General features: G+C 65.8%; 22 protein-coding genes. 3 read left to right on the forward strand and 19 right to left on the reverse strand.

Annotated features, from left to right (window positions below; genetic code table 11):
* Positions 1-128 precede the first annotated feature (128 nt).
* On the forward strand, positions 129-1208 hold the full coding sequence (locus tag ABCN07_RS04400; protein ID WP_343005545.1) for an ATP-dependent 6-phosphofructokinase: 1080 nt from the start codon (positions 129-131) through the stop codon (positions 1206-1208).
* 182 nt (positions 1209-1390) lie between these two features.
* Here the strand turns inward: ABCN07_RS04400 and ABCN07_RS04405 are convergent, their stop codons facing one another.
* From ABCN07_RS04405 to ABCN07_RS04455, 11 genes are all read right to left on the reverse strand, one after another.
* Positions 1391-2746: a M18 family aminopeptidase gene (locus ABCN07_RS04405; protein WP_343005546.1), complete on the reverse strand. Its 1356-nt coding sequence runs from the start codon at positions 2744-2746 to the stop codon at positions 1391-1393.
* A 141-nt stretch (positions 2747-2887) separates the two neighbouring features.
* Positions 2888-4615: an acetyl-CoA carboxylase, carboxyltransferase subunit beta gene (gene accD, locus ABCN07_RS04410; protein ID WP_343005547.1), complete on the reverse strand. Its 1728-nt coding sequence runs from the start codon at positions 4613-4615 to the stop codon at positions 2888-2890.
* A complete protein-coding gene (locus ABCN07_RS04415) occupies positions 4602-5945 on the reverse strand; it encodes an acetyl-CoA carboxylase biotin carboxylase subunit (protein ID WP_343005548.1) in 1344 nt (447 codons plus the stop codon). The genes accD and ABCN07_RS04415 overlap by 14 nt, the downstream gene beginning before the upstream one ends.
* Positions 5946-5956: 11 nt before the next feature.
* Entirely contained in the window at positions 5957-6379 is a 423-nt protein-coding gene (gene fabZ, locus ABCN07_RS04420; RefSeq protein ID WP_343005549.1) for a 3-hydroxyacyl-ACP dehydratase FabZ, read from the reverse strand.
* A gap of 9 nt (positions 6380-6388) precedes the next feature.
* Positions 6389-6883, reverse strand: a complete 495-nt coding sequence (gene accB, locus ABCN07_RS04425) for an acetyl-CoA carboxylase biotin carboxyl carrier protein (RefSeq protein WP_343005550.1) — start codon at positions 6881-6883, stop codon at positions 6389-6391.
* A gap of 2 nt (positions 6884-6885) precedes the next feature.
* Complete coding sequence (gene fabF / locus ABCN07_RS04430; protein ID WP_343005551.1) at positions 6886-8133, reverse strand: beta-ketoacyl-ACP synthase II; 1248 nt, start codon at positions 8131-8133, stop codon at positions 6886-6888.
* A 39-nt stretch (positions 8134-8172) separates the two neighbouring features.
* On the reverse strand, positions 8173-8946 hold the full coding sequence (gene fabG / locus ABCN07_RS04435; RefSeq protein WP_343005552.1) for a 3-oxoacyl-[acyl-carrier-protein] reductase: 774 nt from the start codon (positions 8944-8946) through the stop codon (positions 8173-8175).
* Positions 8933-9898, reverse strand: a complete 966-nt coding sequence (locus tag ABCN07_RS04440) for an ACP S-malonyltransferase (protein WP_343005553.1) — start codon at positions 9896-9898, stop codon at positions 8933-8935. The genes fabG and ABCN07_RS04440 overlap by 14 nt, the downstream gene beginning before the upstream one ends.
* Positions 9886-10830 carry an enoyl-[acyl-carrier-protein] reductase FabK gene (gene fabK, locus ABCN07_RS04445; protein WP_343005554.1) on the reverse strand — a complete coding sequence of 315 codons (945 nt, stop codon included), beginning with the start codon at positions 10828-10830 and terminating at the stop codon, positions 9886-9888. Before fabK ends, ABCN07_RS04440 begins: the two co-directional genes overlap by 13 nt.
* 2 nt (positions 10831-10832) lie before the next feature.
* Positions 10833-11069, reverse strand: coding sequence for a phosphopantetheine-binding protein (locus ABCN07_RS04450; RefSeq protein WP_293814687.1), 237 nt, complete (start codon positions 11067-11069; stop codon positions 10833-10835).
* Positions 11070-11136: 67 nt separating this feature from the next.
* A complete protein-coding gene (locus tag ABCN07_RS04455; protein WP_343005555.1) occupies positions 11137-12102 on the reverse strand; it encodes a beta-ketoacyl-ACP synthase III in 966 nt (321 codons plus the stop codon).
* A gap of 290 nt (positions 12103-12392) precedes the next feature.
* Between ABCN07_RS04455 and ABCN07_RS04460 the strand changes: the two genes are divergently transcribed.
* Positions 12393-13361, forward strand: a complete 969-nt coding sequence (locus ABCN07_RS04460) for a D-2-hydroxyacid dehydrogenase (RefSeq protein ID WP_343005556.1) — start codon at positions 12393-12395, stop codon at positions 13359-13361.
* Positions 13362-13411: 50 nt separating this feature from the next.
* Here the strand turns inward: ABCN07_RS04460 and ABCN07_RS04465 are convergent, their stop codons facing one another.
* Positions 13412-14449, reverse strand: a complete 1038-nt coding sequence (locus ABCN07_RS04465) for a putative ABC transporter permease (RefSeq protein WP_343005557.1) — start codon at positions 14447-14449, stop codon at positions 13412-13414.
* Positions 14446-15003: an HD domain-containing protein gene (locus ABCN07_RS04470; protein WP_343005558.1), complete on the reverse strand. Its 558-nt coding sequence runs from the start codon at positions 15001-15003 to the stop codon at positions 14446-14448. Before ABCN07_RS04470 ends, ABCN07_RS04465 begins: the two co-directional genes overlap by 4 nt.
* Positions 15004-15164: 161 nt before the next feature.
* On the opposite strand from ABCN07_RS04470, the gene ABCN07_RS04475 reads away from it, so the two are divergent.
* Complete coding sequence (locus ABCN07_RS04475; protein WP_343005559.1) at positions 15165-16961, forward strand: 1-deoxy-D-xylulose-5-phosphate synthase; 1797 nt, start codon at positions 15165-15167, stop codon at positions 16959-16961.
* A 110-nt stretch (positions 16962-17071) separates the two neighbouring features.
* Here ABCN07_RS04475 and ABCN07_RS04480 read toward each other — a convergent pair whose 3' ends face one another.
* The 6 genes from ABCN07_RS04480 to ABCN07_RS04505 all read right to left on the reverse strand — a co-directional run bounded on the left by ABCN07_RS04480 (position 17072) and on the right by ABCN07_RS04505 (position 24891).
* Positions 17072-17629 (reverse strand): hypothetical protein, encoded by a 558-nt coding sequence (locus ABCN07_RS04480; protein WP_343005560.1) that lies wholly within the window; start codon positions 17627-17629, stop codon positions 17072-17074.
* Positions 17630-17779: 150 nt separating this feature from the next.
* Positions 17780-18790: a nucleoid-associated protein gene (locus ABCN07_RS04485; RefSeq protein ID WP_293836301.1), complete on the reverse strand. Its 1011-nt coding sequence runs from the start codon at positions 18788-18790 to the stop codon at positions 17780-17782.
* Positions 18791-18977: 187 nt separating this feature from the next.
* Positions 18978-19460, reverse strand: coding sequence for a ribonuclease HI (gene rnhA / locus ABCN07_RS04490; protein ID WP_293836298.1), 483 nt, complete (start codon positions 19458-19460; stop codon positions 18978-18980).
* Positions 19461-19590: 130 nt separating this feature from the next.
* Positions 19591-22371, reverse strand: a complete 2781-nt coding sequence (polA, locus tag ABCN07_RS04495) for a DNA polymerase I (RefSeq protein ID WP_343005562.1) — start codon at positions 22369-22371, stop codon at positions 19591-19593.
* 159 nt (positions 22372-22530) lie between these two features.
* Positions 22531-23193 carry an endonuclease III gene (nth, locus tag ABCN07_RS04500; RefSeq protein ID WP_343005563.1) on the reverse strand — a complete coding sequence of 221 codons (663 nt, stop codon included), beginning with the start codon at positions 23191-23193 and terminating at the stop codon, positions 22531-22533.
* A gap of 66 nt (positions 23194-23259) precedes the next feature.
* Entirely contained in the window at positions 23260-24891 is a 1632-nt protein-coding gene (locus tag ABCN07_RS04505; protein WP_343005564.1) for a polysaccharide deacetylase family protein, read from the reverse strand.
* Between the last annotated feature and the right edge of the window lie 12 nt (positions 24892-24903).

Raw genomic sequence — 24903 nt, forward strand, 5'->3', positions numbered from 1 at the left:
AACTGTTACGTCTGCGTCCGGAACGCGTTCGGCGGGGAATACTTATGTAAGACTGTGCGGGTGAACCAAAAACACGCCCTGCAGGGATCGCGACGCACCCCGCCGTGGCGGATCAGAAGGGAGCTCCCATGCTCAGGATTGGCCTTCTTACCAGCGGCGGCGACTGCCAGGCGCTCAACGCCACCATGCGTGGCATCGTGAAGACCGTGCTCAGGAACTCGAAGGAAAAGGTCGAGATCTACGGCTTCGAAGACGGCTACCAGGGCCTCATCTACGGTCGCTATCGCAAGATGAGCTGGGCTGATTTCTCTGGCATCCTCATCAAGGGCGGCACGATCCTGGGCACCAGCCGCACGCCCTTCAAGCTCCTCGACACGCCCGAGGCGGACGGTGTCGAGAAGGTCCCCGCGATGGTCAAGAACTATCGCAAGCTCGATCTCGACTGCCTGTTCGTGCTGGGCGGCAACGGCTCCACGAAGACTGCCAACCGCCTTCGCGAAGAGGGCCTCAACGTGATTGCCCTGCCGAAGACCATCGACAACGACACCTATGGCACCGACATGACCTTCGGCTTCCCCAGCGCCATCGACATCGCGACGAAGTGCATCGACGATATCCACACCACGGCGGAGAGCCACCGTCGCGTCTTCGTGATCGAAATCATGGGCCACAAGGTTGGCTGGATTCCGCTCTACGCGGGCATTGCCGGCGGTGCCGACGTCATCCTCATTCCCGAGATTCCGTACGAGATGGACAACGTGATTGATGCCATTGAGCAGCGCGAACGCGATGGCGGGCGATTCTCAATCGTCGTCGTGGCCGAGGGCGCCATCACCAAGGAAGAGGCGGCAATGAAGAAGAAGGACTACAAGCGCCTGGTCGCCCAGCGCGTGAAGCCCAGCGTCGCCTACGACATCGCCGAGGAAATCGCCGCTCGTACCGATCGCGAGGTTCGCGTCGCGGTACCTGGCCACACGCAGCGCGGCGGCGAGCCCAGCGCGCAGGACCGCATCTTCGCGACCCAGTGTGGTGTCGAAGCCGCAAAGAGCTGCCTCGCCGGCGAGTACGGCTGCATGATTGCCCTGCGCGATGGCCGCATGACGCGCGTCCCGCTCAAGGAGGTCGCCGGCAAGCTCAAGTACGTCGACCCCAACAGCGAGCTCGTCCGCGAGGCCAAGATGCTTGGCATCTCCTTCGGTGACGAGTAGGACACGAACGGTTTATCCATCGCCCGCCAATAGGCTCAGCTAGACCAATCAGGCGCCGCCCAGCTTCTTCGGCCGGGCGACGCCTTTTCTGTTAGGGGGTGCGGCCGTAGCCACACCCCCCAAACGTTGGATTTCCCTGCGCCACCCGCCCGATGTTTCGGCTTCCTGGCGATGGCCGGGCGTTACCCCAGCGTCACGGCATCGGCGCCATCAATGAGAAGGTCAGCGTTATAGAAAGCCGTGAGAGCCTCGATAGCGAGGGTCACATCGCGCGCTCCGCCCGTCTCGTAGCTCGAGTGCATGGCCAGCTGCGGCAGGCCCACATCAACGGCATGCACGCTGACCTGCGTGTTCGAAAGATTTCCAAGCGTAGAGCCGCCCGCCATGTCGCTGCGGTTGGCAAACGTCTGAAGCGGCACGCCCGCATCGGCACAAACCGCCTGGAGCACGGCGCGGCTGAAGGCGTCGGTGCAGTACTTCTGGTTCGCCGCTTCCTTCACCACGAGGCCGCCGTTGAGGCGGCAGCGGTTGACGGCGTCGCACTTACCCGCCTGGTTCGGGTGAACGGCATGCGCGTTATCGCAGCTCACGAGCATGGACTTGGCAACCGCCTGGCACAGCTCGTCGCTCGTGTGCCCAAGCGCCGCGTTCACACGCGCGAGGGTATCGGCGAGCACGGTGGACATGGCGCCCTGCTTCGTGTTCGAGCCAACCTCCTCGTTGTCGAAGCAGCAGTAGACGCTCACATCGCGCTGGTTGTCGCTCGCAAGGAACGCCTTGAGCGACGTGAACGCGCAAGCAAGGTCATCAAGCTTGGGCGAGGACACGAACTCGCTGGCGGCGCCCCATACGCAGCCACGCTGACGGTTCACGAGGAACAGGTCGCGCGCGACGATGTTCTCGGGCTCGATCCCAAGGTGCTCTGCCACGAGCGCGTCGACGGTGCCCACGGTGCAGTCACCTGCGGACATGATCGGGCACAGGTCGGCCGCGCGGTTGGGCGAGAACTTGTCGTTCACGGCACGATCAAAATGAATGGCAAGGCTCGGGATAATCGCGACGTCACGGTCGAGCGACACGAGACGGCTCTCGATGCGAGAACCCTCGCGCACAAGCACGCGACCAGCAAGCGACAGAGGCTTGTCGAACCAGGTGTAGTCGATCATGCCGCCGTAAGCCTCGGTGTCGAGACGCAGGTAGGCCTCGGGGCCTTCCATCTCGGCAACGTTCTTGAGCTTGAACGCCGGCGAATCCGCGTGAGACGCCGCGAGCTGGAAGTGATAGTTCGAGCCCTCCTCGGCAACGCGCTCGCCTACCTTCCAGGCGATGACGGTCGAGTTGTTGCGGCACGTGTAGTAGCTGCCGCCCGCGCGGACATCCCACGCGCCAGCCTCGGGGAGGTACGTGAAGCCGGCCTCGTCAAGGTAGGAGCGGATGGTCTTAACGGAGTGGAACATGCTCGGGCTCTTCTGAATGAAGCTGACGAGCTCCTCAGCAGCGGCGATTTCCGCCTCGGAAGTCTTAGTGGTGACGCCCATGCGATTCCCTTCTGACGTTTGGTTGCCCGTTCAGTCTATCACCCGCATGCGAACAGGGGATGCAGCCCGCCTGCGCATGCGGGGATGCCGTCACCGCGCGCAAACGAAAGACACAGCACCCCCGCGCCATTCTCCACCGTCCTAATCCAGGCGATTCGCGCCAATCGCGCGGTACTTGGCATAGCGCCTCTCAACGAGCTCCTCGGCATCCAGGACCGCAAGCTCGTCGAACGTCGCCTGCGCCTCGCGCACGATGTCACGGGCGAGCTCGGCCTTGGTAAGACCGGCATCGGCGATGACGCCATCGACAAGCCCAAGCTCCCGCAGCTCTGGCGCCGTGAGGCAAAGCGCCGCGGCCGCGTCCTCGGCACGCTTCGGGTCCTTCCAGAGGATGGAGGCGCAGGCCTCGGGACTCACAACCGAGAAAGCCGAGCTCTCGAGCATAAGCAACCTGTCGGCAACGCCCAGCGCGAGCGCTCCACCGCTACCGCCCTCGCCCGTGATCACGCTCACGACGGGCACCTTAAGCCCGCTCATCTCAACGAGGTTCCGAGCGATGGCCTCGCCCTGGCCACGCTCCTCGGCGCCAATGCCACAGTAGGCGCCCGAGGTATCGACGAGGCACAGCACCGGACGGCCAAACTTCTGGGCCTGCCGCATGAGGCGAAGCGCCTTTCGATACCCCTCCGGATGAGGCATGCCAAAATTGCGGCGCACGCGCTCCTTGGTCGTCGTGCCTCGTTCGATGGCAATGACGGTAATCGCACGGCCATCCTTCCAGCCAATGCCCGCGACCACCGCGGCGTCATCGCCAAAGAGGCGGTCTCCATGGAGCTCGACAAACCCGTCGAGGCCAGACTCGATGATTTCCGTGGCGGTCACCCGGTCCGCCGAGCGAGTGAGCTTGACGACGTCATACGCACTCCTCGACACCACTCCCCTCTTCGCCTTGCCCACGCGCTTGGCCAGGCGGCTTGGCACGCCACCAGTGTGCGAGTGGGGCGAATCCCCCGCGGGAACCTCCCCCTCATGAAGGGCCAGCAGCTTCGCGAGGGTGGCGACCATGTTCCCGCGCTCAACGATGGCATCGCAAAAGCCGTGCTCGAGGAGGAACTCAGACCGTTGGAAACCAGCGGGGAGCTTCTTCCTGGCGGTCTGCTCGATCACGCGCGGGCCAGCGAAAGCCGCGAGCGCGCCCGGCTCGGCGAGCGTGACGTCGCCCTCCATGGCGAAGCTCGCCGTGACGCCACCCGTCGTGGGGTCCGTCAGAACGCACACGTAGAGAAGCCCCGCCGCGGAGTGACGACGCACGGCGGCCGACACCTTCGCCATCTGCATGAGCGACGTAACGCCCTCCTGCATACGAGCCCCACCGGAAACGGTGAAGCCCACGACGGGAAGTCGCAGCTCGCAGGCCTTCTCGAACACACGGCAGATCTTCTCGCCAACGACCGACCCCATCGAGCCCATCATGAAGTCGGCGTTCATGAAGAACAGCGCGCAGGCATGCCCGCTTATGGTGCCACGCCCGCAGATGACAGCATCGTTCTCGTGAGACGACGCGCGCGCCGCCTCGAGCTTCTCGGCATATCCCGGAAACTCCAGGAAGTCCGTCGCGCGAAGGCCGGCGTCCCACTCCTCGAAGCTCCCGGCGTCGACGGTCGCGCGCATGCGAGCCCGGCCAGACAGGCGCAGGTGCTTGCCGCAACGCGGGCACACCTCGAGGTTCTCGCGGAGCGTCCCCTCGTCAATGGCGCGGCGGCAACCAGGGCACTTGACAAGCACGTGGCGCGCGGGGAACTCAGCACAGACCTCGGTCATGGGCCCCTCGAGCGCGTTCAGGGCATGGCCGATCCTATTGCGCAGCATTGATGCCCTCCATCAGGTTCGTGTGGTAGTTGCCGGAGAGGAACTCCTCATTGGCGAGAATCCGCAGCTGGAGCTCGCTATTCTCATCGACGCCCTCGATCACGAGCTCGCCCAGGGCAGAGCGCATCTTGCGAATGGCACCGTCGCGCGTAGACGCGCAGACGATGACCTTCGCGAGCATCGAATCGTAGTAGGGCGGCACGACGGCGCCGGGGAAGAGCGCCGAGTCGAAGCGCACCTTCGGCCCGCCAGGAACGTGCAGCATCGTGACGGTGCCGCACGAGGGCAGGTAATCGGGCGTCTCGGCGTTGATACGGCACTCCATGGCATGGCCGGCCACCGGAAGGTCCTCGCGCTCGAAGGGCAGGGCCTGGCCCGCTGCCACGCGCAGCTGCCATTTGACGAGGTCAACGTCAGTGACGAACTCGGTAACGGGGTGCTCGACCTGCAGGCGCGTATTCATCTCCATGAAGTAGAAGCTGCCATCGTCCGAGTAGAGGAACTCGACGGTACCAGCCCCCTCGTAAGCCACGGCACGCGCGAGGTCACGCGCGGCGCGATGCATGCGCTCGCGTACGTTAGGGCGGCCCTCGAGGCAGGGCGCCGGGCTCTCCTCGACGAGCTTCTGGTTGCGGCGCTGCACGGAGCACTCGCGCTCGCCGAGGGAGAAGACGTTGCCAAACTTGTCGGCCATGATCTGGACCTCAACGTGGTGCGCGGGCGAGACGAACTTCTCCATGTAGCACTCGCCGTCACCGAAGGCGGCCTCGGCCTCTGCGCGGGCCTCGCTGAAGGCTCGCCCGGCGTCCTCGGCACGCTCGACCTTGCGGATACCACGTCCGCCGCCGCCCGAGCGGGCCTTGATGAGCACGGGGCACCCGATGCGGCGCGCCTCGCGCTCCGCCTCCTCGGGAGACTTCAGCAGGTCGCAGCCGGGGACCACGGGAACGCCCGCGGCCTTCGCGGTGCGGCGGGCGGCGTCCTTGTCGCCCATGCGGTCGATGACCTCAGCGGAAGGGCCCACGAACGCAAGGCCGCACTTCTCGCACTCGCGCACGAAGCCCGCGTTCTCCGAGAAGAACCCGTAGCCGGGATGGATCGCCTTGGCGCCAGACTTCACGGCGGTGGTCAGGACCGCATCCTCGTTGAGGTAGCTCTCCGCAAGACGCGAGCCGCCGATGCAGTAGGCCTCATCAGCGAGGCGCACGTGCAGGGCCTCGGCGTCCGCGGGCGAGTAGACGGCGACGGTCCGCACGCCCATGTCGCGGCAGGCGCGAATCACGCGAACGGCGATCTCGCCCCTGTTCGCGACCAGAATCTTGTCGAACATCGATCCATCCCCTACCGGACTTCGTCCACGAGCGCAAACGACATGGATGCCTTGCAGCAGACCTCGCCATCCACGGTCGCGATCCCCTCGCAGAAGCGGAAGGGGCCGCGCGCGCGGGTGAGCCTGCAGCTGAGCTCGATGGTGTCACCCGGGCGGACCGGACGCTTGAAGCGCACCTTGTCGAGGCTCGTGTAGAGCGGCGTGCCACCCTGGGCGAGCTCCTCGGAGAAGAGCACGCAGCAGTTCTGGGCGAGCATCTCGCACTGGATCACGCCCGGCACCACGGGGTTGCCGGGAAAGTGCCCCTGGAGGAAGAACTCCTCGCCGGTGATGGTGATGCGCCCACGGGCCTCGTCACCCACGAGCTCGGCCTCGTCGAGCAAGAGCATCGGTTCGCGATGCGGCAGGACGCGCTCGATCTCTTCCCTGTTCATGTCTGACCCCTAACCGATCCTCATGAGGCAACTGCCGTACTCGACCAAATCGCCGTCGGCGGCCTCGATGGAGAGGATCTCGCCGTCCGCCGTGGCGGCAACCTCGTTCATGACCTTCATCGCCTCGATGATGCAGAGCGTCTCGCCCTTGCGGACCTTCGAGCCCACGCGCACGAAGGGCTCGGCATCCGGCGCCGGGGAAGCGTAGTAGACACCCACCATCGGAGACGTGACCTCCACGCCTGCGGGCTCCGCCTCCGCAGGCTCGGGCGCCGCCGACGCCGCGACATCGGCCTCGACCGTGGCAGCCCCCGCGGCCTGCACGGCCAGCGGCGCGGCGACGGCCGTACCGGCGACGACCTGCGGCATCACGACCGCGGGAGCCGGCTCGCGGACGGCGCGCTCGAGCTCGAAGGCGGAGCCGTCTGGCTCCTCGACGCGCACGCGGGTGAGGCCGCGGCCCTCCATCACGTCCGCTATCTCGGCAATCTTGTTGGAATCCATGCCTATGCCTCCTTGACGGCTCGCAGGGCGACGCACGCGTTGTGACCGCCAAAGCCGAGGTTCGTCGAAAGCGCCCACTCGAGCTCGCAGGCGCGAGCCTCGTTGGGCGTGTAATCCAGGTCGCAGGCGGGGTCAGGCGTCATGTAGTTGATGGTGGGCGGCACGATGCCGTCGCGCAGGGCGAGGGCGCATGCCATGATCTCGACGGCGCCAGTCGCGCCGAGCATGTGGCCGGTCATCGACTTGGTGGAGCTCACGTGAGCGGCACGGGCGGCATCCTCGCCCAGCGCGCGCTTGAAGCCGAGCGTCTCAGACGCGTCGTTGAGCTTCGTCGAGGTGCCGTGGGCGTTGATGTAGAGCCCCTCCCCGGGGTTCACGCCGCCCTCCGTCATAGCCTGGCTAATGGCGCGAGCGATACCCGCGGCCTCAGGGTCCGGACTCGTGATGTGGTGGGCGTCATCGGTGTTGCCGTAGCCAACGACCTCGGCATATATGCGCGCCCCGCGAGCGACGGCGTGCTCCCACTGCTCGAGGGCAAGCACGCACCCGCCCTCGCCCATGACGAAGCCATCGCGCTCGGCATCGAAGGGGCGGCATGCCGTCGCGGGATCCGGGTTGGTGCTGAGCGCACGGCACGCAGTAAACCCCGCGACTACCTCGCGGATAATGGGTGCCTCTGCGCCACCCGCGAGGATGGCGTCCGCATAACCGTGCTTGATCGCGCGGAACGCCTCGCCCACCGCATGGGCCGAGGTGGCGCACGCGGTCACCACAGGCAGGGTCGGCCCCTGGGCGTTGTGGCGGATAGCGACGTTGCCCGCGGCCATGTTCGGGATCATCATCGCAACCAGGTAGGGGGAGGCACGGCGCGGGCCCTTCTCCCCCATGAGGTGCACCTGCTCGGTGTAGGTCTCCACGCCGCCGATGCCCGAACCGATGTAGACGCCCAGGCGCTCATGGTCGACGGCTCCCTCGGCATCGAGTCCGGCGTCCGCCATCGCCTCGTCGGCGGCCGCCATCGCGAACTGCACGCAACGGTCGAGGTGCTTCGCCTCGCGACGTCCAAAGTACGCCTCGCCGTCAAAACCCTTGACCTCCGCCGCAACGCCCACCGAGAGGCCCTCCGTGTCGATGCGGGTTATGGGGCCGATGCCGCAACGCCCCGCGCACATGGCCTCCCAGGTCTCGGGGGTCGTGTTGCCCAGAGGCGTGACCGCGCCAATGCCGGTGATCGCCACCCTATGTTCCATCGTCTTCTCCAAACCAAACCGAGGCACCTCGGCCCCTCTCTACATCGCCATTCCGCCGTCTACGCGAATGACCTCGCCCGTCACGTACGCCGCGGCGTCACTGACCAGGAAACGGACCACGCCCGCGACCTCGTCCGGATCTGCCAGTCTGCCCAGGGGAATCTGGCCCTCATATCGCTCGACGACCTGCTCGGGCAACGCCGCGGTCATGTCCGTGCGCACGAATCCGGGCGCCACCGCGTTGACGGTCACGCCTCGACCGGCGAGCTCTCGCGCCACGGACTTCGTAAGGCCGATGAGACCCGCCTTCGACGCGGCATAGTTCGCCTGTCCCGCGTTTCCCATAAGGCCCACGACCGACGACATGTTCACGATGCGACCACCGCGCTGGCGCATGAAAGCACGCGTGAGGGCACGCGTCATGTTGAAGGCGCCGGTGAGGTTCACGCCGATCACGCTCGCGAAGTCCTCGTCCTTCATGCGCGCGAGTAGCGTGTCGCGCGTGATGCCCGCGTTGTTGACGAGCGCCCAGACGGACCCGAAGTCCGCAAGGACCGCGTCGACCGTCGCCTTGACCTCGTCGGCGTTGGCCACGTCGCAGCGATAGGCGCGCGCCGTGGCACCCGCCGCCTCGCACTCGGCGACGGCCTCCGCCGCGGCTTCGGCGTTTCCCGCATAGACGAGCGCGACGTCAAAGCCATCGGAGGCAAGCCCGCAGGCAATGGCGCGACCGATGCCGCGCGACGCACCCGTCACGAGGGCGACGCGCCTCGACCCCTCGCGCACGAGCGCCCCTTCCCTACCGTTGTCCATCGTTTGAGTCCTTTCCTCCGCGAAGCGCGGCGGCAACCGCCTCGAGCTGCTCGGGCGTCTCGACGCCAAAGACCGAGACACCTTCGAGCGTCCGCTTGACGAGCCCCTGGAGGGTCTTCCCGGGACCAACCTCCACGAAGGCGTCCACGCCGGCGTCCGCCATCCAGCGCAGAGTCTCAACCCAACGCACCGGGCTCTTCACCTGCTCGGACAGAAGCGCCGCGGCCTCGCTCGCGCCAAAGGGATACGGGCGAGCGGAGCGGTTGGCCACAACGGGCACCTGCGTCGCCGCCGGCTCGTGCGTCTCGAGATACGCAGCCAAGCCCTCGGCCGCCTCGGCCATATACGGGCTGTGGAAGGCACCCGAGACGGCCACCCTCACCGCACGGCCGCCAGCCTCGCGCACGAGCTCGTCGAGCCTCTCGCAGGCAGCGGGCGAGCCCGCGACCGCGGTTTGAAGCGGGCTGTTGTAGTTCACGGGCCAGCAGGCGCCGTTCGTGTCCGCCCCGGCCCGGAAGGCGAGTTCCTCCACCGTGGCAGCGTCGAGCTTGAGCACGGCGCGCATGGCACCGGGATGGGCCGCGGCTGCCTCTGCCATGAGCTCGGCACGGCGGCACACGAGGGCAAAGCCCTCCTCGTCGTCAAACGCGCCGGCAAAGGTCAGCGCCGCCACCTCGCCGAGGGAGAATCCCGCCACGACATCAGGGCGAACGCCGCGCTCGAGAAGGGCGCGGGCGCAGGCGAGGTCCACGGAGAAGACGCAGGGCTGCGTGTTCGCGGTCTTCGACAGCTCCTCCGCCGTGCCCTCGAAGCACTGACCGGAAGTCCCGGGACGCACGGCGTCCGCGGCCTCGAACACGGCTCGCGCCGCGGGAGAGACGCTGGCAATGCCCGCGCCCATACCCGGGCGCTGGGAGCCCTGACCCGCGAAGAGGAAGGCTACCTTACCCATCGGCCCGCCCCCGAGAGAACCTCCTGTGCGCCCTCGACCAGGTCATCGACAATCTCTCGGGCGCTCTGGCGCTCGCGCACCATGCCCGCGATCTGGCCGCAGAGGAACGAGCCGTTCTTGACGTCGCCATCCTTGGCGGCACGACGGAGCGCGCCCGTACCGAACTCCGCCAGCTTCTCCGGGCTCGCGCCCTCCGCCTCGAGCCTCGCATACGCGGTGCTGAACTGCGTCTTGAGCGCGCGAACCGGATGGCCCGTCGTGCGGCCCGTGGCACGGGTGGAGATGTCCTTCGCCTTGAGCACGAGTTCCTTGTACTCCTCGGAGACGGTGCATTCGTCCGCCACGAGGAAGCGCGTGCCAACCTGGACGCCCTGGGCGCCCAGCATGAGGGCGGCCGCGACGCCGCGGCCATCGGCGATGCCGCCCGCCGCGACGACGGGAACGTCAACGGCATCGACGACCTGCGGAACGAGGACCATCGTGGTGAGTTCGCCAATGTGGCCGCCGGACTCCGTGCCCTCCGCCACGACGGCGGTCGCGCCGGCACGGGCGACGAGCTTGGCGAGCGCCACCGAGGCGACGACCGGAATGACCTTGATGCCGGCAGCGAGCCAGCCCTTCATGAACTTGCGCGGATCGCCGGCACCGGTGACGACCACCGGGACCTTCTCGTCGATGACGACCTGAGCGACCTCGTCCGCAAAGGGGCTCATGAGCATGACGTTCACGCCAAACGGTCTATCCGTGAGGCGGCGCAGCTCATGAATCTGTTCGCGGAGCCACTCGGCGTCCGCGTTCATGGCAGCGATGATGCCAAGGCCGCCCGCCTCGGAGACGGCTGCAGCGAGGGACGCGTCGGCAATCCAGGCCATGCCGCCCTGGAAGACGGGCTTCTCGATACCCAGGACGTCGCAGAGAGGAGTCTTCAGCATCGTTACTTCTCCAGCTGGGCCTCGACCAGGTCGACGAACTCGCCGACGGTCTCCGGGTTGACGGACTGGTCAAGCTCGATGTCGAACTCGCCCTCGATGGCGACGACGACCTCGACGGTGGCGAGGCTGTCGAGACCGAGCTCGGCCATGGTGGTGTCGCGAGTCAGCTCGACGGTGTCGTCGCCGGCGTTGTCGCGGATGATGTCACAGACGCGCTCGAAGGTGTTGTCAGTAGCCATGTTCTTCTCCTTTGCTTGCCCTTTGGGCGTTCGCGTTTGTCTTGCCGATTGGTTCTTGTTATGCGAGTCACTGCTCCCAGCGAAGCAGACAGGCCCCCGTGTCAAGGCCAGCCCCAAAGCCGACCAGCGCAACGAGCTCTCCGCGCTTGAGCTCGCCTGAGCGGACGAGGTTGTCGAGCGCGAGCGGGATGCAGGCGCTCGAGATGTTCCCCGTGCTCCTGAGGGTGCGGACCACGCGCGCGTCGTCCACGCCCAGGAGCTTGACGGCGGCGGAGAGGATCCTCTCGTTCGCCTGGTGAAATACGAAGTGGTCGATGTCAGAGACCGCGACGCCGGCCTCGCCCGCCAGGGATTTGACGGCGTCGCAGATGGCGCCGACGCCAAAACGGAACACGCGACGGCCATCCATGGAAAGGGTGCTCGCGACATGGTCCGCCGGCCTGAACGGACAGGTTCCGGAGATGCCCGGAACGTTCAGGGAGGCAACGTCGGGCGTCGTCAAAAAGCTCATCGCGAGGGGGTTCTGACCCTCGTCGACCGAGATGACAGCCGCACCGGCACCGTCGCCAAACAGAACGCACGTCGCGCGGTCTTCCCAGTCGAGGACGCGGCTCATCTGCTCCGCGGCGACCACGAGAACGTGCGAGGCGCGGCCGCGGGCCATGAAGCCATCGGCGACGTCGAGGGCGAGGACGAAGCCCGCGCAGGCTCCCGAGACGTCGAACGCCGCGCAGTTGGCACCCAAGCCCTCGGCGATGGCGCACGCCTCAGCGGGAACGAGATGGTCGCCCGTGGTGGTCGAGCAGACGATGAGGTCGAGGTCACCGGCGGCGACGCCCGCCATGTCGAGGGCTCGACGACTCGCCTCCATCGCAAGGTCGTCGAGGGTTTCCTCCGTGCAGATACGGCGCTCCTTGATACCCGTGCGAGTGAAGATCCACTCGTCGGAGGTGTCGAGGAAATCCGACAGGTCGTCGTTGGTGACGACGCGCTCTGGAAGGGCAGATCCCGTACCGAGAATCCGGAAGGACAAGGCTTGGCACCCCTTTCGCGTGACGCTTGTTGACGTGTTAACATCTTATAGGCAGAAGAGCCTACCGGTCTGTTGTTGACTCGTCAACATCTAAGATGCCGTTCCTCACAAGTGCTTCATACGGAAAGCTACGGGTACGAGAATCCATCCCTCACAAATGGTTCGAGTCCGTCCCCCGCATATGACTCGAGAGAACCTTGCAAGGCCGTTAAGCGATACGTGCCGACGCACGGGCCTATCCGTGGCACGCGTAGAATACGGCCGAGAATAGCGCCACGAGAGGAAAACCCATGGCCGGCAGTACCCTTAACGTCCTTGTCCTTCCGCCGTTCAATGAGCAGCAGTGCACTCGACTCGAGGCATCTGCCCCGCACGCGCGCTTCACGTATGTGGCGCCCATGCCGGGCGCCATGCTCGGAAACCCCACCAGCGACCAGGTCGCCGAGGCGAACGTCATCGTGGGCAACCTCTCGCCCGAGCGTCTCCCCGAGGCAACCTCGCTCAAGCTGCTGCAACTCAACTCGGCCGGCTATGACAATTACCTTGCCGCGGGCACCCTTCCGGCAGACCTCGCGCTGTGCTGCGCCGTCGGCGCCTACGGCCAGGCGGTCTCCGAGCATCTCTTCGCGATGACGCTCGCCCTCATGAAGCGCCTCCCGGGCTACCACGATTTGCAGCACGCCCATGACTGGGGCGACCTCGGCCCGGTCACCACCCTCGCCGGTGCACGAGTCCTCGTTCTGGGCACGGGTGACATCGGTAGACACTTCGCCCAGCTCTGCCAGGCGATGGGGGCACGCGTCACCGGCGCGAACCGTCACGGCGGCGAGGCGCCTGCCGGCTTCGAGACAGTCCACCCTATTGACGAGCTGCCGCAGATTCTTGGCGAGGCGGACGTCGTCGCATCGTTCCTGCCGAGCTCACCGGCAACGCAAGGCCTTGTGGACGCCGCGTTCTTCTCGGCGATGCGCCCGGGCGCCTTCTTCGCCAACGGCGGCCGCGGAGACCTCGTCGTCGCGGACGACCTGGTCGCGGCGCTCGTGAACGGGCACCTCGCAGGCGCCGCACTCGACGTCACCTCGCCGGAGCCACTTCCGGAGGACAGCCCGCTTTGGGATGCACCCAACCTCCTGATCACGCCGCATGTCTCCGGTGGGTTCCACCTCTTCACGGTCCTCGACAACATCGCGGACATCGCCGCGGAGAACATCGCCCACCTCGAAGCCGGGGAGCCCCTGCGCAACCTCGTGCGGCACTAGCAACCGCAGCCGTGGCGGCGCCGCCGGCAATCGCGGCCTCGCCGCACCACCTAGCGCTCGAACAGCTCCCTCACGCGCTCGCGGATGCCGGCACGATTGATGACGCTCTCATAGCGCTTCATGCGCATGCGCGGGAACGCATTGAAGAATCGCAGGTCTCGCCTGCCAAGACGCGACACGAGCGACTCGGCGGCGGAGTTGAGCCACTCCGTCGCCTGGGCATTCGAGGCCACACGCCTCAGACGCGCGCCCTCGCCGGCGGCGCGGAGCTCGGCCAGGCGGCCCTCGCCGCCGTGCTCCGCGATGCCATCACGCAGCATCTGCGTAGCCTGGCCAACACCAGCCGCGACGACGCGCGGATCAAGCTTCGAGACAAGGTCCTCGGCAACGTCGCGCGTGCGTTCATAGACCTCGGCGGCACCCTCTACCACGGGTTCCGGCAGCGCTTCGAGCATGCGCTCGGAGGCCTCGCCCATCGATTCGTCAATCCTGACCTGAATCTGCGTGCGCAACGACTCGAGCTGGGTGGACAGGCGACGCCAGCTCGCCATGGCAAACACCAAATCAACGACGAGGGCTATCGCACACACCACCGCCACCACCTCGAGCGCGACAACCGGCACATTCACAAGTACTTCGAGAAGCGCGGGCTCGAACACGCGGCAGATCAAGACCGCGCCGGCGCCAAACATCAGGAAGCCGTAGAGGCAAACCCGTCCGTTGATGTTGGCCGGCTTGTCCTCGTAATCCCAAAAGCGCGCGCCCGTCGTCGCTTCGAGCATGACGCTCACCGCGTATTCGAGCGTGCAGCACAGCAAGCCCGACACGAGGAACTGCGACACGACATCCGGAATCTCGCGGAGGAAGAGCCAGCACGCGAGAGCGCCCACGCCGTAGATCGGGCAGATGGGCCCAAGCAGGAAGCCGCTGTTGGCGAAGCGTCTCTGATTCATCATCGCGCAGGCAGTGGACTCCCAGAGCCACCCGGCAAAGCTATAGACGAGAAACGAGATGAAGAGTCCCGAAAGCGGGGCGGCGGGCACGGATGCCGCCAGAAGTGGGATCATCGCGGCGGTTTCAGGACTCATCGACCGGCCTCCTTGAGCCAGCGGGGAAGCAAACGCTTCGGCACGCGCGAGTCGAGCGTCTCGCGCAGAGCAACCAGCTTGTCAGCGCCACATACGATCCATGCCTCCCGGCACGTGGGTGGCACCGGCACCAGCGGAAACATGTGCCTCGCGATAATGTTGCGCTCGCGCTCGCCCAAGGTGAAATCATCCTCCGCGTTGCGCAGCGCGAAGAACGGGTGGCGAAACCCATGGAGCCGATGGCTCGGATCCGGATCGTGCCAGTCATAGAGGAAGTAATCATGGAGAAGCGCCCCGCGCACGAGCGAGGGCCGGTCGACCGTGATGCCATAACGCGCGAGAGCGTCCGCCATGCGGCAGCTCTCAACCGCGACCGCCACCACATGCTCGTACACGGACACATCTCCATGCTGGACGAACTCGCGGCAAAGGCCGAGACGACCCTCTCGCTCGAGGCGAGTCGCCTCGGCGGCAACTTCGGGGGCAGTCGCCGTCGCGGCTTTGGTGCCCACGTGGCTCGCGACTTCATGCATCAGACCACCCGTCAACGCCATCGCCCCCCCTAAAATAACCTCGCCAATCGACACTATTCTGCCGCTGGCACATCCCCACCACACTTTCTTCCCCCAAATGTGCCAATCTATATGTTTACGCCCTAAATAGGCGCATTTTTAGCACGATTCAAGAAACCGCAGGTCAGATGATGGGAGGGCACATGTATCTCGAGGGCATTGCCACACCGGCAGACGTTCGCGCTCTCCCCGCCCAAGCGATGCGTCCCCTCTGCGAGGAAATCAGGTCCGCCATCATTGCGACCTGCGCCAAGGTGGGCGGTCACGTGGGCCCCAACCTTGGTATCGTCGAGCTTACGGTGGCGCTCCACCGCGTCTTTGACTCCCCTCGAGACAAGATCGTATTCGACGTCTCCCATCAGACCTATGCGCACAAGATGCTCACCGGCCGTGCCGAGGCATTCATAAAACCAGAGCTCATGGGTGCAGTCTCAGGATTTGCCAGCCCCGTTGAGAGCAAGCACGACCACTTCTCCATGGGTCACACTTCGACCTCGGTGGGCCTCGCGCTTGGCCTCGCGAAGGCACGCGACCTCGCGGGAGACACCTATGACGTCGTCGCCGTCATTGGCGACGGTTCGCTGTCCGGCGGCCTCGCCTTCGAAGGTCTCGACAACGCGGCAGAGCTCGGAACGAACCTCATCATCGTCGTGAATGACAACGAGTGGTCCATCTCCGAGGACCACGGTGGCATCTACGCCAACCTCGCCGAGCTGCGCGCCACGCGCGGCCACACCAAGGACAACTACTTCCGTTCGATGGGCCTTGACTATCGCTACCTCGAGAACGGCAACGACGAGGCCGCCTGCGAGGAGGCCCTCGCGAGTCTCAGCGGCTGCAACCACCCCGTCGTGCTCCACATCCACACCCACAAGGGCCTCGGCTTCGCCCCGGCGGAGGAAAACGAGGAGAGCTGGCATCACGTCGGCCCCTTCAATCCGGAGACTGGCGAGAAGCTCGCCGGCGGGCGCGCGAGCGGTGGCATCGTAATCACCCCGCCCGCCACCTATGCGGACATCACGGGTGAGTATCTACTCAAGCGCATGGCCTCTGACCAGCAACTTGTTGCCGTCTCCTCCGCCACGCCCTACATGATGGGATTCACGCCCGATCGTCGCGCCGCAGCAGGCAAGCAGTTCGTCGACGTTGGCATCGCGGAGGAGCACGCCGTCACGCTGTGCGCCGGCCTCGCAGTTGGTGGTGCCAAGCCCGTCTACGGCGTCTACGGCACTTTTCTCCAGCGCACGTATGACCAGCTCTGGCACGACGTCTGCCTCAACGCCGCACCGATCACGTTCCTTGTGTTCGGCTCGAGCGCCTTTGGCACGACCGATGCCACTCACCTGGGCTTTTATGACATCGCAATGCTCAGTGACATGCCAGGCCTCACCTACCTCGCGCCCACGTGCCGCGAGGAGTACCTCGCCATGCTCGACTGGGCGATCGACTGCCGCCGCGGTCCGTACGCGATTCGCGTGCCCGGAGCAGGCGTCGTCTCCCGCCCGAGCATCGAGATTCCTGACGGCGGCTACGTCTTCGGCATCCCCGAAATCGTCCACGAGGGTACGAGCGGCGCCGCGATTCTCGCGCTTGGGTCCACCATGCCCCTAGGCGAGAAGGTGGTGGCCCTCCTCGCGGAGAAGGGCATCGACGCCACGCTCGTCAACCCGCGCTACGCGTGCGGCATCGACTTCGACTGGGTGTGTTCGCTCACAGACGAGAACCGTGTCGTGGTGACCCTCGAGGACGGCGTGCTCGACGGCGGCTTTGGCAGCCACATCGCCCGCATCCTCGGCCCCACCAACGCGCGCGTGCGCGGTTTTGGCCTGCCGCACGGCTTCCCGGATCGTTACGAGCCGGAAGACCTCCTCAAATGCTGCGGTCTGACCGAGGACAACATCGCCCGCGAGGTCATCGACCTGCTCGAGGAGTCGCTCTAGCCCACCGTCCGCCGGACAGGCCGCGCCCAGGCGCGCCCGCGAGCCGCGTGCCCGCGCCAGGCAGCGAGGCAGAGGATGCGACCGTCGTCCTCAATCCACCTGAAGACGGGCTATCGCGTGCCGCCGTTCGCGACAGCGAGCCTAAACGCATCGAAGGCGCCCTTTATCTCAGCCTCTGAGGCAACGCCGTCGAGGCCCTTGAGGAAGCCCACGAGCTCACTCATATGCATGACGGGACAGGCGCAACGGACGCCCGCAAGGTCCGTCCCGTCATCGAACACGATCACGTACGTCACGTCCCTCTCGATGAATCCGCCGAGGAACTTCTTCTGGCGACGAACGTAGGTCAGAGGGGACGGGAAGGCCTGACTTTCGCCGTCTCGCTCGATTCGCCACGTCCCGTCGTCGCCTCCGCTCACGGCACCCGTCGCATGCAAGCAGCACGCGGAGACGAACCCGCGGGTGGTAAGGACGGTCGCGAACCGCGCCGCCTCGTTGTCCAGCGCGTCATAGTAGGAGTTGAACGCCAGGCGATGCCTGCCGAGCTCGTGCTCGAGCCACGCTGAGCGGGAGAAGTCCTGGTCACCGCAGTACTTGCGGAAGTATTCGAAGAAATTGCCAAAGAGCTGCTGGTAGACAGAACCCTTGTAGGACGTCCATGCACTCATCGTATGCCTTCCGATGGCTAAGGGAATCAATGCGTAGAGGGTAATGATAGCCTTCGTGGCCAGGCGCGCACCAGGCGCGCGTGGTTCCGGCCACCTCCTGCGTGCCCGTCGCGCGCGAGCGCGGTCGCGGGCACCAGGCGCGCGTAGCGCCTACTTGTTCTCGATGCTGCCGATGTTCTTGAGCTCGATCGAGATGAGGCCGTTGGCCTCGGTGGAGAACTGGATGAACTCCGGGTCATCGCCGTACTCCGCCGGGAACGAGACCTCGATGCCAGTGTCCGTCACGATGCGGTGGCAGCGCACGCGCTTCTGGGCGACGGCGCGACGGTCGACGGCAACGCGCTCCGGCAGGTGGCGCACGTCAGCCGCAGTCTCGAACGCGCGGCGCGCGGGCTCGGAGTCCTCGAAGACCTTCTCCGCGAGACCATCGCGCGAGAAGGAATCCTGTTCGTCGACCTGCTCGGCGACGTAGGCCTTGGCGCGGGAGAGAGCCAGGGCGGCATTGGCACCGTGCTCCTCGGCGACCTGCTCCACAATCTCGGTCACGCAGTCGATGGTCTCACGAGCGCTCGCCTCAGAGCTGCACTGGAGCAGGCCCTCGGGGATGAGCAGCGTGTCCTGGCCGTCGATGGAACGCGGCTTGTCGACATAGGCAATCTCGAGGTTGTCCGCACGCACGAGGGCCCAGCTCGCAAGCTTCTGGGTGGCGGCGGGCAGCACGCCATAGCGACGAACGATGTCGCAGCTCACCATCGAGCCAGCCTGGCTGACCTCATGGACGAAGGCCTTCTTGCCCTCGAGGAGGAAAAGGCCGATGTAGCGTGTATCGTCACCATCGAGGAAATCCGTCATGAGAAGGTCCGTGCTACGGGCGCCATCCGCACGCTGGAGCTCACCGAACAGGAAGCTCGCCACGGTTGCCGTCAGCGGAACGAACTCATCCGCGCCATGGAGGTAGCGGCTCACCTGGGTCGCGAGGGCGTTGTCCTGCCCGAACTTGCCGTGGCGGCAGTCCGTCGAGCCGAGGGACTTGCGGCAGATGCTCTGCACGTAGGACTTGACGGGCTTCTCCTCGAGGTCAAGCTCGGCCTTGGAGATGACGCTCACGGCAGAGTCGAGGTCGAGGACGTGCAGGACGGCCTTGTTCAAGCGGACGATCATGGGTGCCTCCAGCGGTTGGTACGAATTGCGAGGGTCTACTATACCCCGCCTCTGTGACATGACGAGGGGTGTCGTGGCGGATGTGGATGCTTGTTGGCGCATGGGGTGGCCACGGCGAACGAAACGCACGAGCAGGCGTCCCGCCGAGCGCAGCGGGGCGAGCGGCGTCACGGCGAACCCGAGAGCTCTACCCCTCGAAGCCCTCGTCCTCGAGGAGTTGGGCGGCAGGCGCGGTTGCGGCGGCAACGGCAAGCTGGTCGCAGCGCTCGTTGAGCTCGGCGCCCGCGTGCCCGCGGACCCATACCCAGCGCACGTCATGGGGCTTGGCAGCCGCGATCAGACGCTTCCAGAGGTCCGGGTTCTTCACCGGCTCTTTCTTGGCGTTCTTCCATCCGCGGCGTTGCCAGCCATCGACCCAATGCTGGTTGAACGCGTTCACGACGTATTGCGAGTCGCTGTGGACCTCCACCTCGCACGGACGCTTGAGCGCCTCGAGCGCAGCGATGGCAGCCATGAGCTCCATGCGGTTGTTCGTGGTGCGCGCATAGCCCTGCGAGAGTTCGCGCTCGTGAAGGACGCCCGCCGGATCGGTATAGCGCAGCACCGCCCCATAGCCACCAGGACCAGGATTGCCCCTGCTAGAACCATCCGTATAGATAACGACCCTCATACGCTCCCCTCGTGTTTGTTGACTGAATACGCCGACTGGCGCCATGCGTGCCTCGGGCAGCAACGTCCGTTGCCACCCGAGAACCGCGCCCCTTGCGGCGACAACGGCTATCGCCGCCCGGGCACCACGACTACTTCGCGGCCGCCCAATCCTCACCGTAGGAAACCTCGGCCACCAGCGGGACGCTCAGCGCCACCACGCCCTCCATGGTCTCCTTGACGAGCGCGCTCATAGCCTCGAGCTCGGTCTCCGGCACCTCGAAGTCAAGTTCGTCGTGAATCTGGAGGACGAGCTTGCTCGTCATCCCCTCCTCACGCATGCGCGCGTCGACCGCGACCATCGCGAGCTTGATAATGTCTGCCGCGGTGCCCTGCATGGGGTGGTTCATCGCCGTACGCTCGCCAAAGTTGCGCAGGTTGGCGTTGCGCGCCAAGATGTCCGGAACGTGGCGCTTACGACCGTACATCGTGGACGCCCAGACATTGCGCTTGGCAAGTGCGACGGTCTCGTCAAGGTAGCGGCGCACGCCGGGATAAGCCGCGAAGTAGCGGTCGATCATCTCCTGCGCCTCCGCGCGCGAGATGCCAAGCGACGTAGAGAGGCCGTAGGCCTGTTGTCCGTAGACGATACCGAAGTTCACCGCCTTAGCGCGACTGCGCATCACGGGCGTGACCTCGGACACGGGCACGCCAAAGACACGGGCGGCCGTCTCGGCATGGAAGTCCTCGCCCTCGCAGAAGGCCGCGATAAGATGTTCATCGCCAGAGAGGTGCGCGAGCAGGCGCAGCTCGATCTGCGAGTAATCGCACGCGAGGAACACGCTGCCCGGAGCCACCTTGAAGGCCGTGCGCACGCGATGCCCCAGCTCGGAGCGAGTCGGGATGTTCTGCAGGTTGGGGTTTGAGCTCGAAAGGCGACCCGTCGCCGTAACCGTCTGGTTGAGGCTGGTGTGGATGCGGCCATCACCTGCGATGAGCTCGGGCAGGGCGTCGAGATAGGTGCTCCTGATCTTGGCCTTCTCGCGGTAAGCGAGCACCTCGGCAACCACGTCGTTCGTGCGAGCGAGGTCCTCGAGCACCTTGGCGTTGGTGGAGTAGTAGCCACGCTGGGTCTTCTTGAGACCCGCCGTGGGTAGCCCCAGGTCATCAAAAAGCACACCGGAGAGCTGCATGGGACTATCGACGTTGAACTCGCGACCGGCGGCGGCAAAGATCTTCTGGCGGCTCTCCTCGATGTCCGCTCCCAGCTCGCGCGATTGGGCGGCAAGGACCTCGGGGTCAACGGCGAGGCCCATGCGCTCCATGCGTGCGAGTACACCCACGAGCGGCATCTCCATCTGGTCCATCAGCTGGGCGGAGCCGTCACGCTCAAGCGCCTCGCGCAGGACGGGCACGAGCGCGCGGCTCGCCGTAGCCGCGATGGCGGGAGTGGGAACGGCGTCGGTCGCCTCGGGCAGCTCTCCCTCGAGATAGCGCTCGGCCACTTCCGCCACGGGATACGAACCCTTGGAGGAATCAAGGAGGTAGGCGGCCACGCCCGTGTCGAAGAGGTTGGCCGGGTTGCAAAGGGCGGGATCGAAGGAGCGGCCATCCTCGTCCACCGCCGGCGCGACCGAGGAATCACTCGGGTAGACGGCGTGCATGAGGGCCTTCACGTCGCCCGAAGCGACGCGCCAACCCTCGAGGGCACGGACGAGCAGCGCGGAAGCCGCGTCGCCCCCGAGCCTGCCCATGCCAGCCTCGCAGCTCGCCCAGACCACAAGCTCAGGCGTAGGATCAAACAGCGTCGTCTGCGCGGGGGCCTCGCCGAGGGCGAGACCGACCCACTCCCCCGCCTCACCGGCGTCGCGAAGCGCCTCCTCAAGAGCGGAGCCCGAGAGGGTCTTCGGCAGCTCGAACGCGGGCTTCGCCGCCGCTGCGGCGTCGGCCTCCGCCGTTGAGAGGGCGAGGACGCGGCTTGTCATACCCGTAAAGCCCAGCTCGCCCATGGCGGCGCGGGCCGTCTCGACGTCAAACGTGGGGAACTTCGCCGTAGACAGATCGAGCTCGATGGGGGCGTCCGTGCGAATGGTCGCGACCTTGCGGCTGAGCAGGGCGTCGTCTATGTGGGCGCGGAGGTTCTCGCCCATCTTGCCCTTAACCTCGTCCGCATGGGCGATGACCTCGTCCAGGCTACCGTACTGACAGATGAGCGCACTCGCCTTCTTGGGACCGATGCCCGGCACGCCGGGAATGTTGTCCGAGGTATCGCCCTTGAGGCCGTAGAAATCCGGAACGAGCTCCGGGGTGATGCCATGGTAGAGGTCATCGACGCTCTCCGGCGTCATGATGTTCACGTCTGAGACGCCCTTGCGCGTGGAGACGACGTTCACGTGTTCCGTGACCAGCTGGTACATGTCGCGGTCGCCCGTGACAAGGTACATGTCATAGCCGGCGGCCTCGCCACGGCGGGCGAGCGTGCCGAGGATGTCATCGCCCTCCCAGCCCTCGAGCTCCGCCACGGGAACGTCCATCGACCGCAGCAGGTTCTTGACCATGGGGAACTGCTCGTGCAGGACCGGATCCATCGGCGGACGCTGAGCCTTGTACTGCGGGAGCATCTCCATGCGCACGCGCGGCTTGCCCTTGTCAAACGCGCAGATCACGCCGTTGGGACGGAAGCTCTCGACGAGCTTCACGAACATCGACACGAAGCCGAAGATGGCGTTGGTGGGGCGGCCGTCCGGCGCGGTCATCGTAGGCGGGATGGCGTGGAACGCGCGGTGCATAAGCGAATTGCCATCGATAACGGCGATGACGCGGCGCTCGGGCGAGGCGGCCTCGGCGGATTCAGGCGCGGGTACGGCGAACTCGGTGCCCTCGGGCACAGATGCAGCTGCCACGTTCTTCTCGGCCATGTTCTCAGTCGTCATCGGCGTCTCCCTCGCTCGTGTTGTCCGCCGTCCATTGTACGTGGGAACCCTGACGCGCGGACGATTCGACATCCGAGCCACATCAACCCGACGTGCCCGAGCCTGAACTGCTAGCGCCCCACGGCCCGGCATGATCCGCGCGTCACACGTTCGAGGCGGCTAGCACTTCCCAACGCTCGGGCAGATATCCGCCATGGGACACTCGGCGCAACGCGGGGCCTTGGCGCTGCAAACCTCACGCCCGAAGCGAATCCACTGGTGGTTGACGTCGCGCCAATACTCGCGCGGCAGCAGCTTGAGCAGGTCCTGCTCGGTCTTGAGCGGCTCCTTCTCGTGCGTCTTGGGACTCAGGGCCAGCCTGTGCGCGATGCGGTTCACGTGCGTGTCCACCGCGATACCCTCGACGATGCCGAAGCTCACGTTGAGCACGATGTTGGCGGTCTTGCGCCCCACGCCCGGCAGGCGCGTGAGCTCGGCCATCGTGTGCGGCACCTCCCCGCCATAGTCGCTCACGATCATCTGCGCGGCCTCGACAGCGTGCCTCGCCTTGCTCTTGTAGAAGCCCAGGCTGCGGATGACCTCGGCGACCTCCTCCGGCGAGGCGGCAGCAAGGGCCTCGGGCGAAGGCCAGCGACGGAACAGCTCCGGCGTCACCTTGTTGACCTGCGCGTCCGTCGTCTGGGCGGAGAGCAGCACGGATATGACGAGGCGATAGGGGCTCCCGTGGTCGAGGAAGCACTCGACGGGCCCGTACATCTCCCCCAGGCGATCGCAGAACTCGATTGCGCGCGCCCGCTTGGCGGTGTTCGTCTCGCGTGGCATAAACCCTCCCTTAGACAAAACGGGCCCCAAGCCATGCCTGGGGCCCGCGATGGTCAACCGTAAGCGTTAGTCGTTGCTCGGCATGCCATACGAGCTCATAAGCTCGTCAATGGTAACGAAGCGATATCCCTGAGCCTTGAGCTGCGGAAGCGCAATCTTGAGCGCCTCGACAGTCTGAGAGCGATCGCCGCCACCGTCGTGCATGAGGACGACGTCTCCGGGCTGAGCGGACATGATCCTGTCCGCAATGGCCTGAGCTCCCGGACGACGCCAGTCCTCCGTATCGACATTCCAGCCAATCTCAGCCGTAACGTGATCGGCAAGGTTAGTGATGATGTTGCCGCTGCTTGTGGCGTGATAGTTGCCGCCCGGCGCGCGCATGACACGCGTGACCGAGGTCCCGAGCACGTCTTCGATGGCCTGGAAGCCCTTGTCGACCTCCTGAATCTGCTCGTCGGCGCTCATCTTCGTAAGGTCAACGCCACCACCCGAGCCACTCGCGTGATCCCACGTGTGCGTGGCGATCTGATTCCCCTCGTCATGAATGCGCTTCACGACATCCGCGTTTTCCGCGACCTGGTTACCGATCTCGAAGAACGTGGCGTGCGCGTCATTCTCCTTGAGAATGTCGAGGATCTCCGAGGTGGTACCGGGCCAGGGACCATCGTCGAACGTCAGCGCGATGACTTTGTCGCCATTGGTGTTCGTCGTGTAAACGTGGTAGCCGGCGTCAACGGGTTGCTTCGTGACCTCGGTGACCGAGATACCGGAGACGTTACCGGTCCTCGTTACCTGCTCGCCGTCCTCGCCGTTCGAGTACACATGCATCGAGCCCGCCCAATACAGGTTAAACGAGCTCATGTCCTCGCCGCCCTCGCCATGAGGGAGGGTCTCCGTGGTCTCAGTGCACTCCTCGTCGGTGTCGTTGCCGTCATTGATCTGGGCGACGGCATGACGCGGGACCACCGTCGTGGGATCCGCGGTCTCCGTGCCATTAACGGTTGCCTCGAAGGGGTCACCGCCACCCTCCTTGCAGACGGAGCCATCAACGGCGATAAGGTCACCGGCCGTGGGCGAGGCAAAGCCCTCGTCGACAATATCCTGAAGCGTGGAGCCAGCACGCACCATGCGATCCGTGCCGTTGACGTTGACGCGATAGATGGGCGGGTTGAAGTAGAGATAGGCCCCGCCTCCACCAAGAACGGCAAGGACGAGGAGAACGACGACGATCGCCGGCACGCGGCGGCGGCGCTTGCGTGGGGCGCCCGGAACGCCCTGGCCGGCGGTGTTCTTGTGGCGACGTCCGTCACGGGAGCGCGATCCAACCTGCTCATGGCCCATCTCGACCGCGCCCGTGGAGGGGCCGGAAGCATAGGGATTGTCCTCGTATGACGCCTGGTAGGGCGAGGCGTACGGGTCGCCCGCGGCATAGGGGTTGGTCGCCGGCGGAACATAGGCGCCAGCCTGGGGCGCGCGCTGCGTCTGGCCAGCGGAAATGGGAGCCACGGCGCGGCCTGTGGCGTTGGGCGATGCAGCATGGCCGGCGGCATAGGGGTTCGCCGGAGCGTCCCCGTGGGAATCCGACCGAACGGCAGGCTGACGCTCCGCGGAAGACTGGTTCTTGAAATGCGAGCCCGAACCACTCGAAGCGGAATGGCGCTGGCCGTCATCCGACTCGGGATATTTGAAGCGAGGCATGTTGTTCCTCCT

Source organism: Collinsella sp. 1033st1_E11_1033SCRN_220408 (genome assembly GCF_039062465.1).
Lineage (GTDB): Bacteria > Actinomycetota > Coriobacteriia > Coriobacteriales > Atopobiaceae > Parolsenella.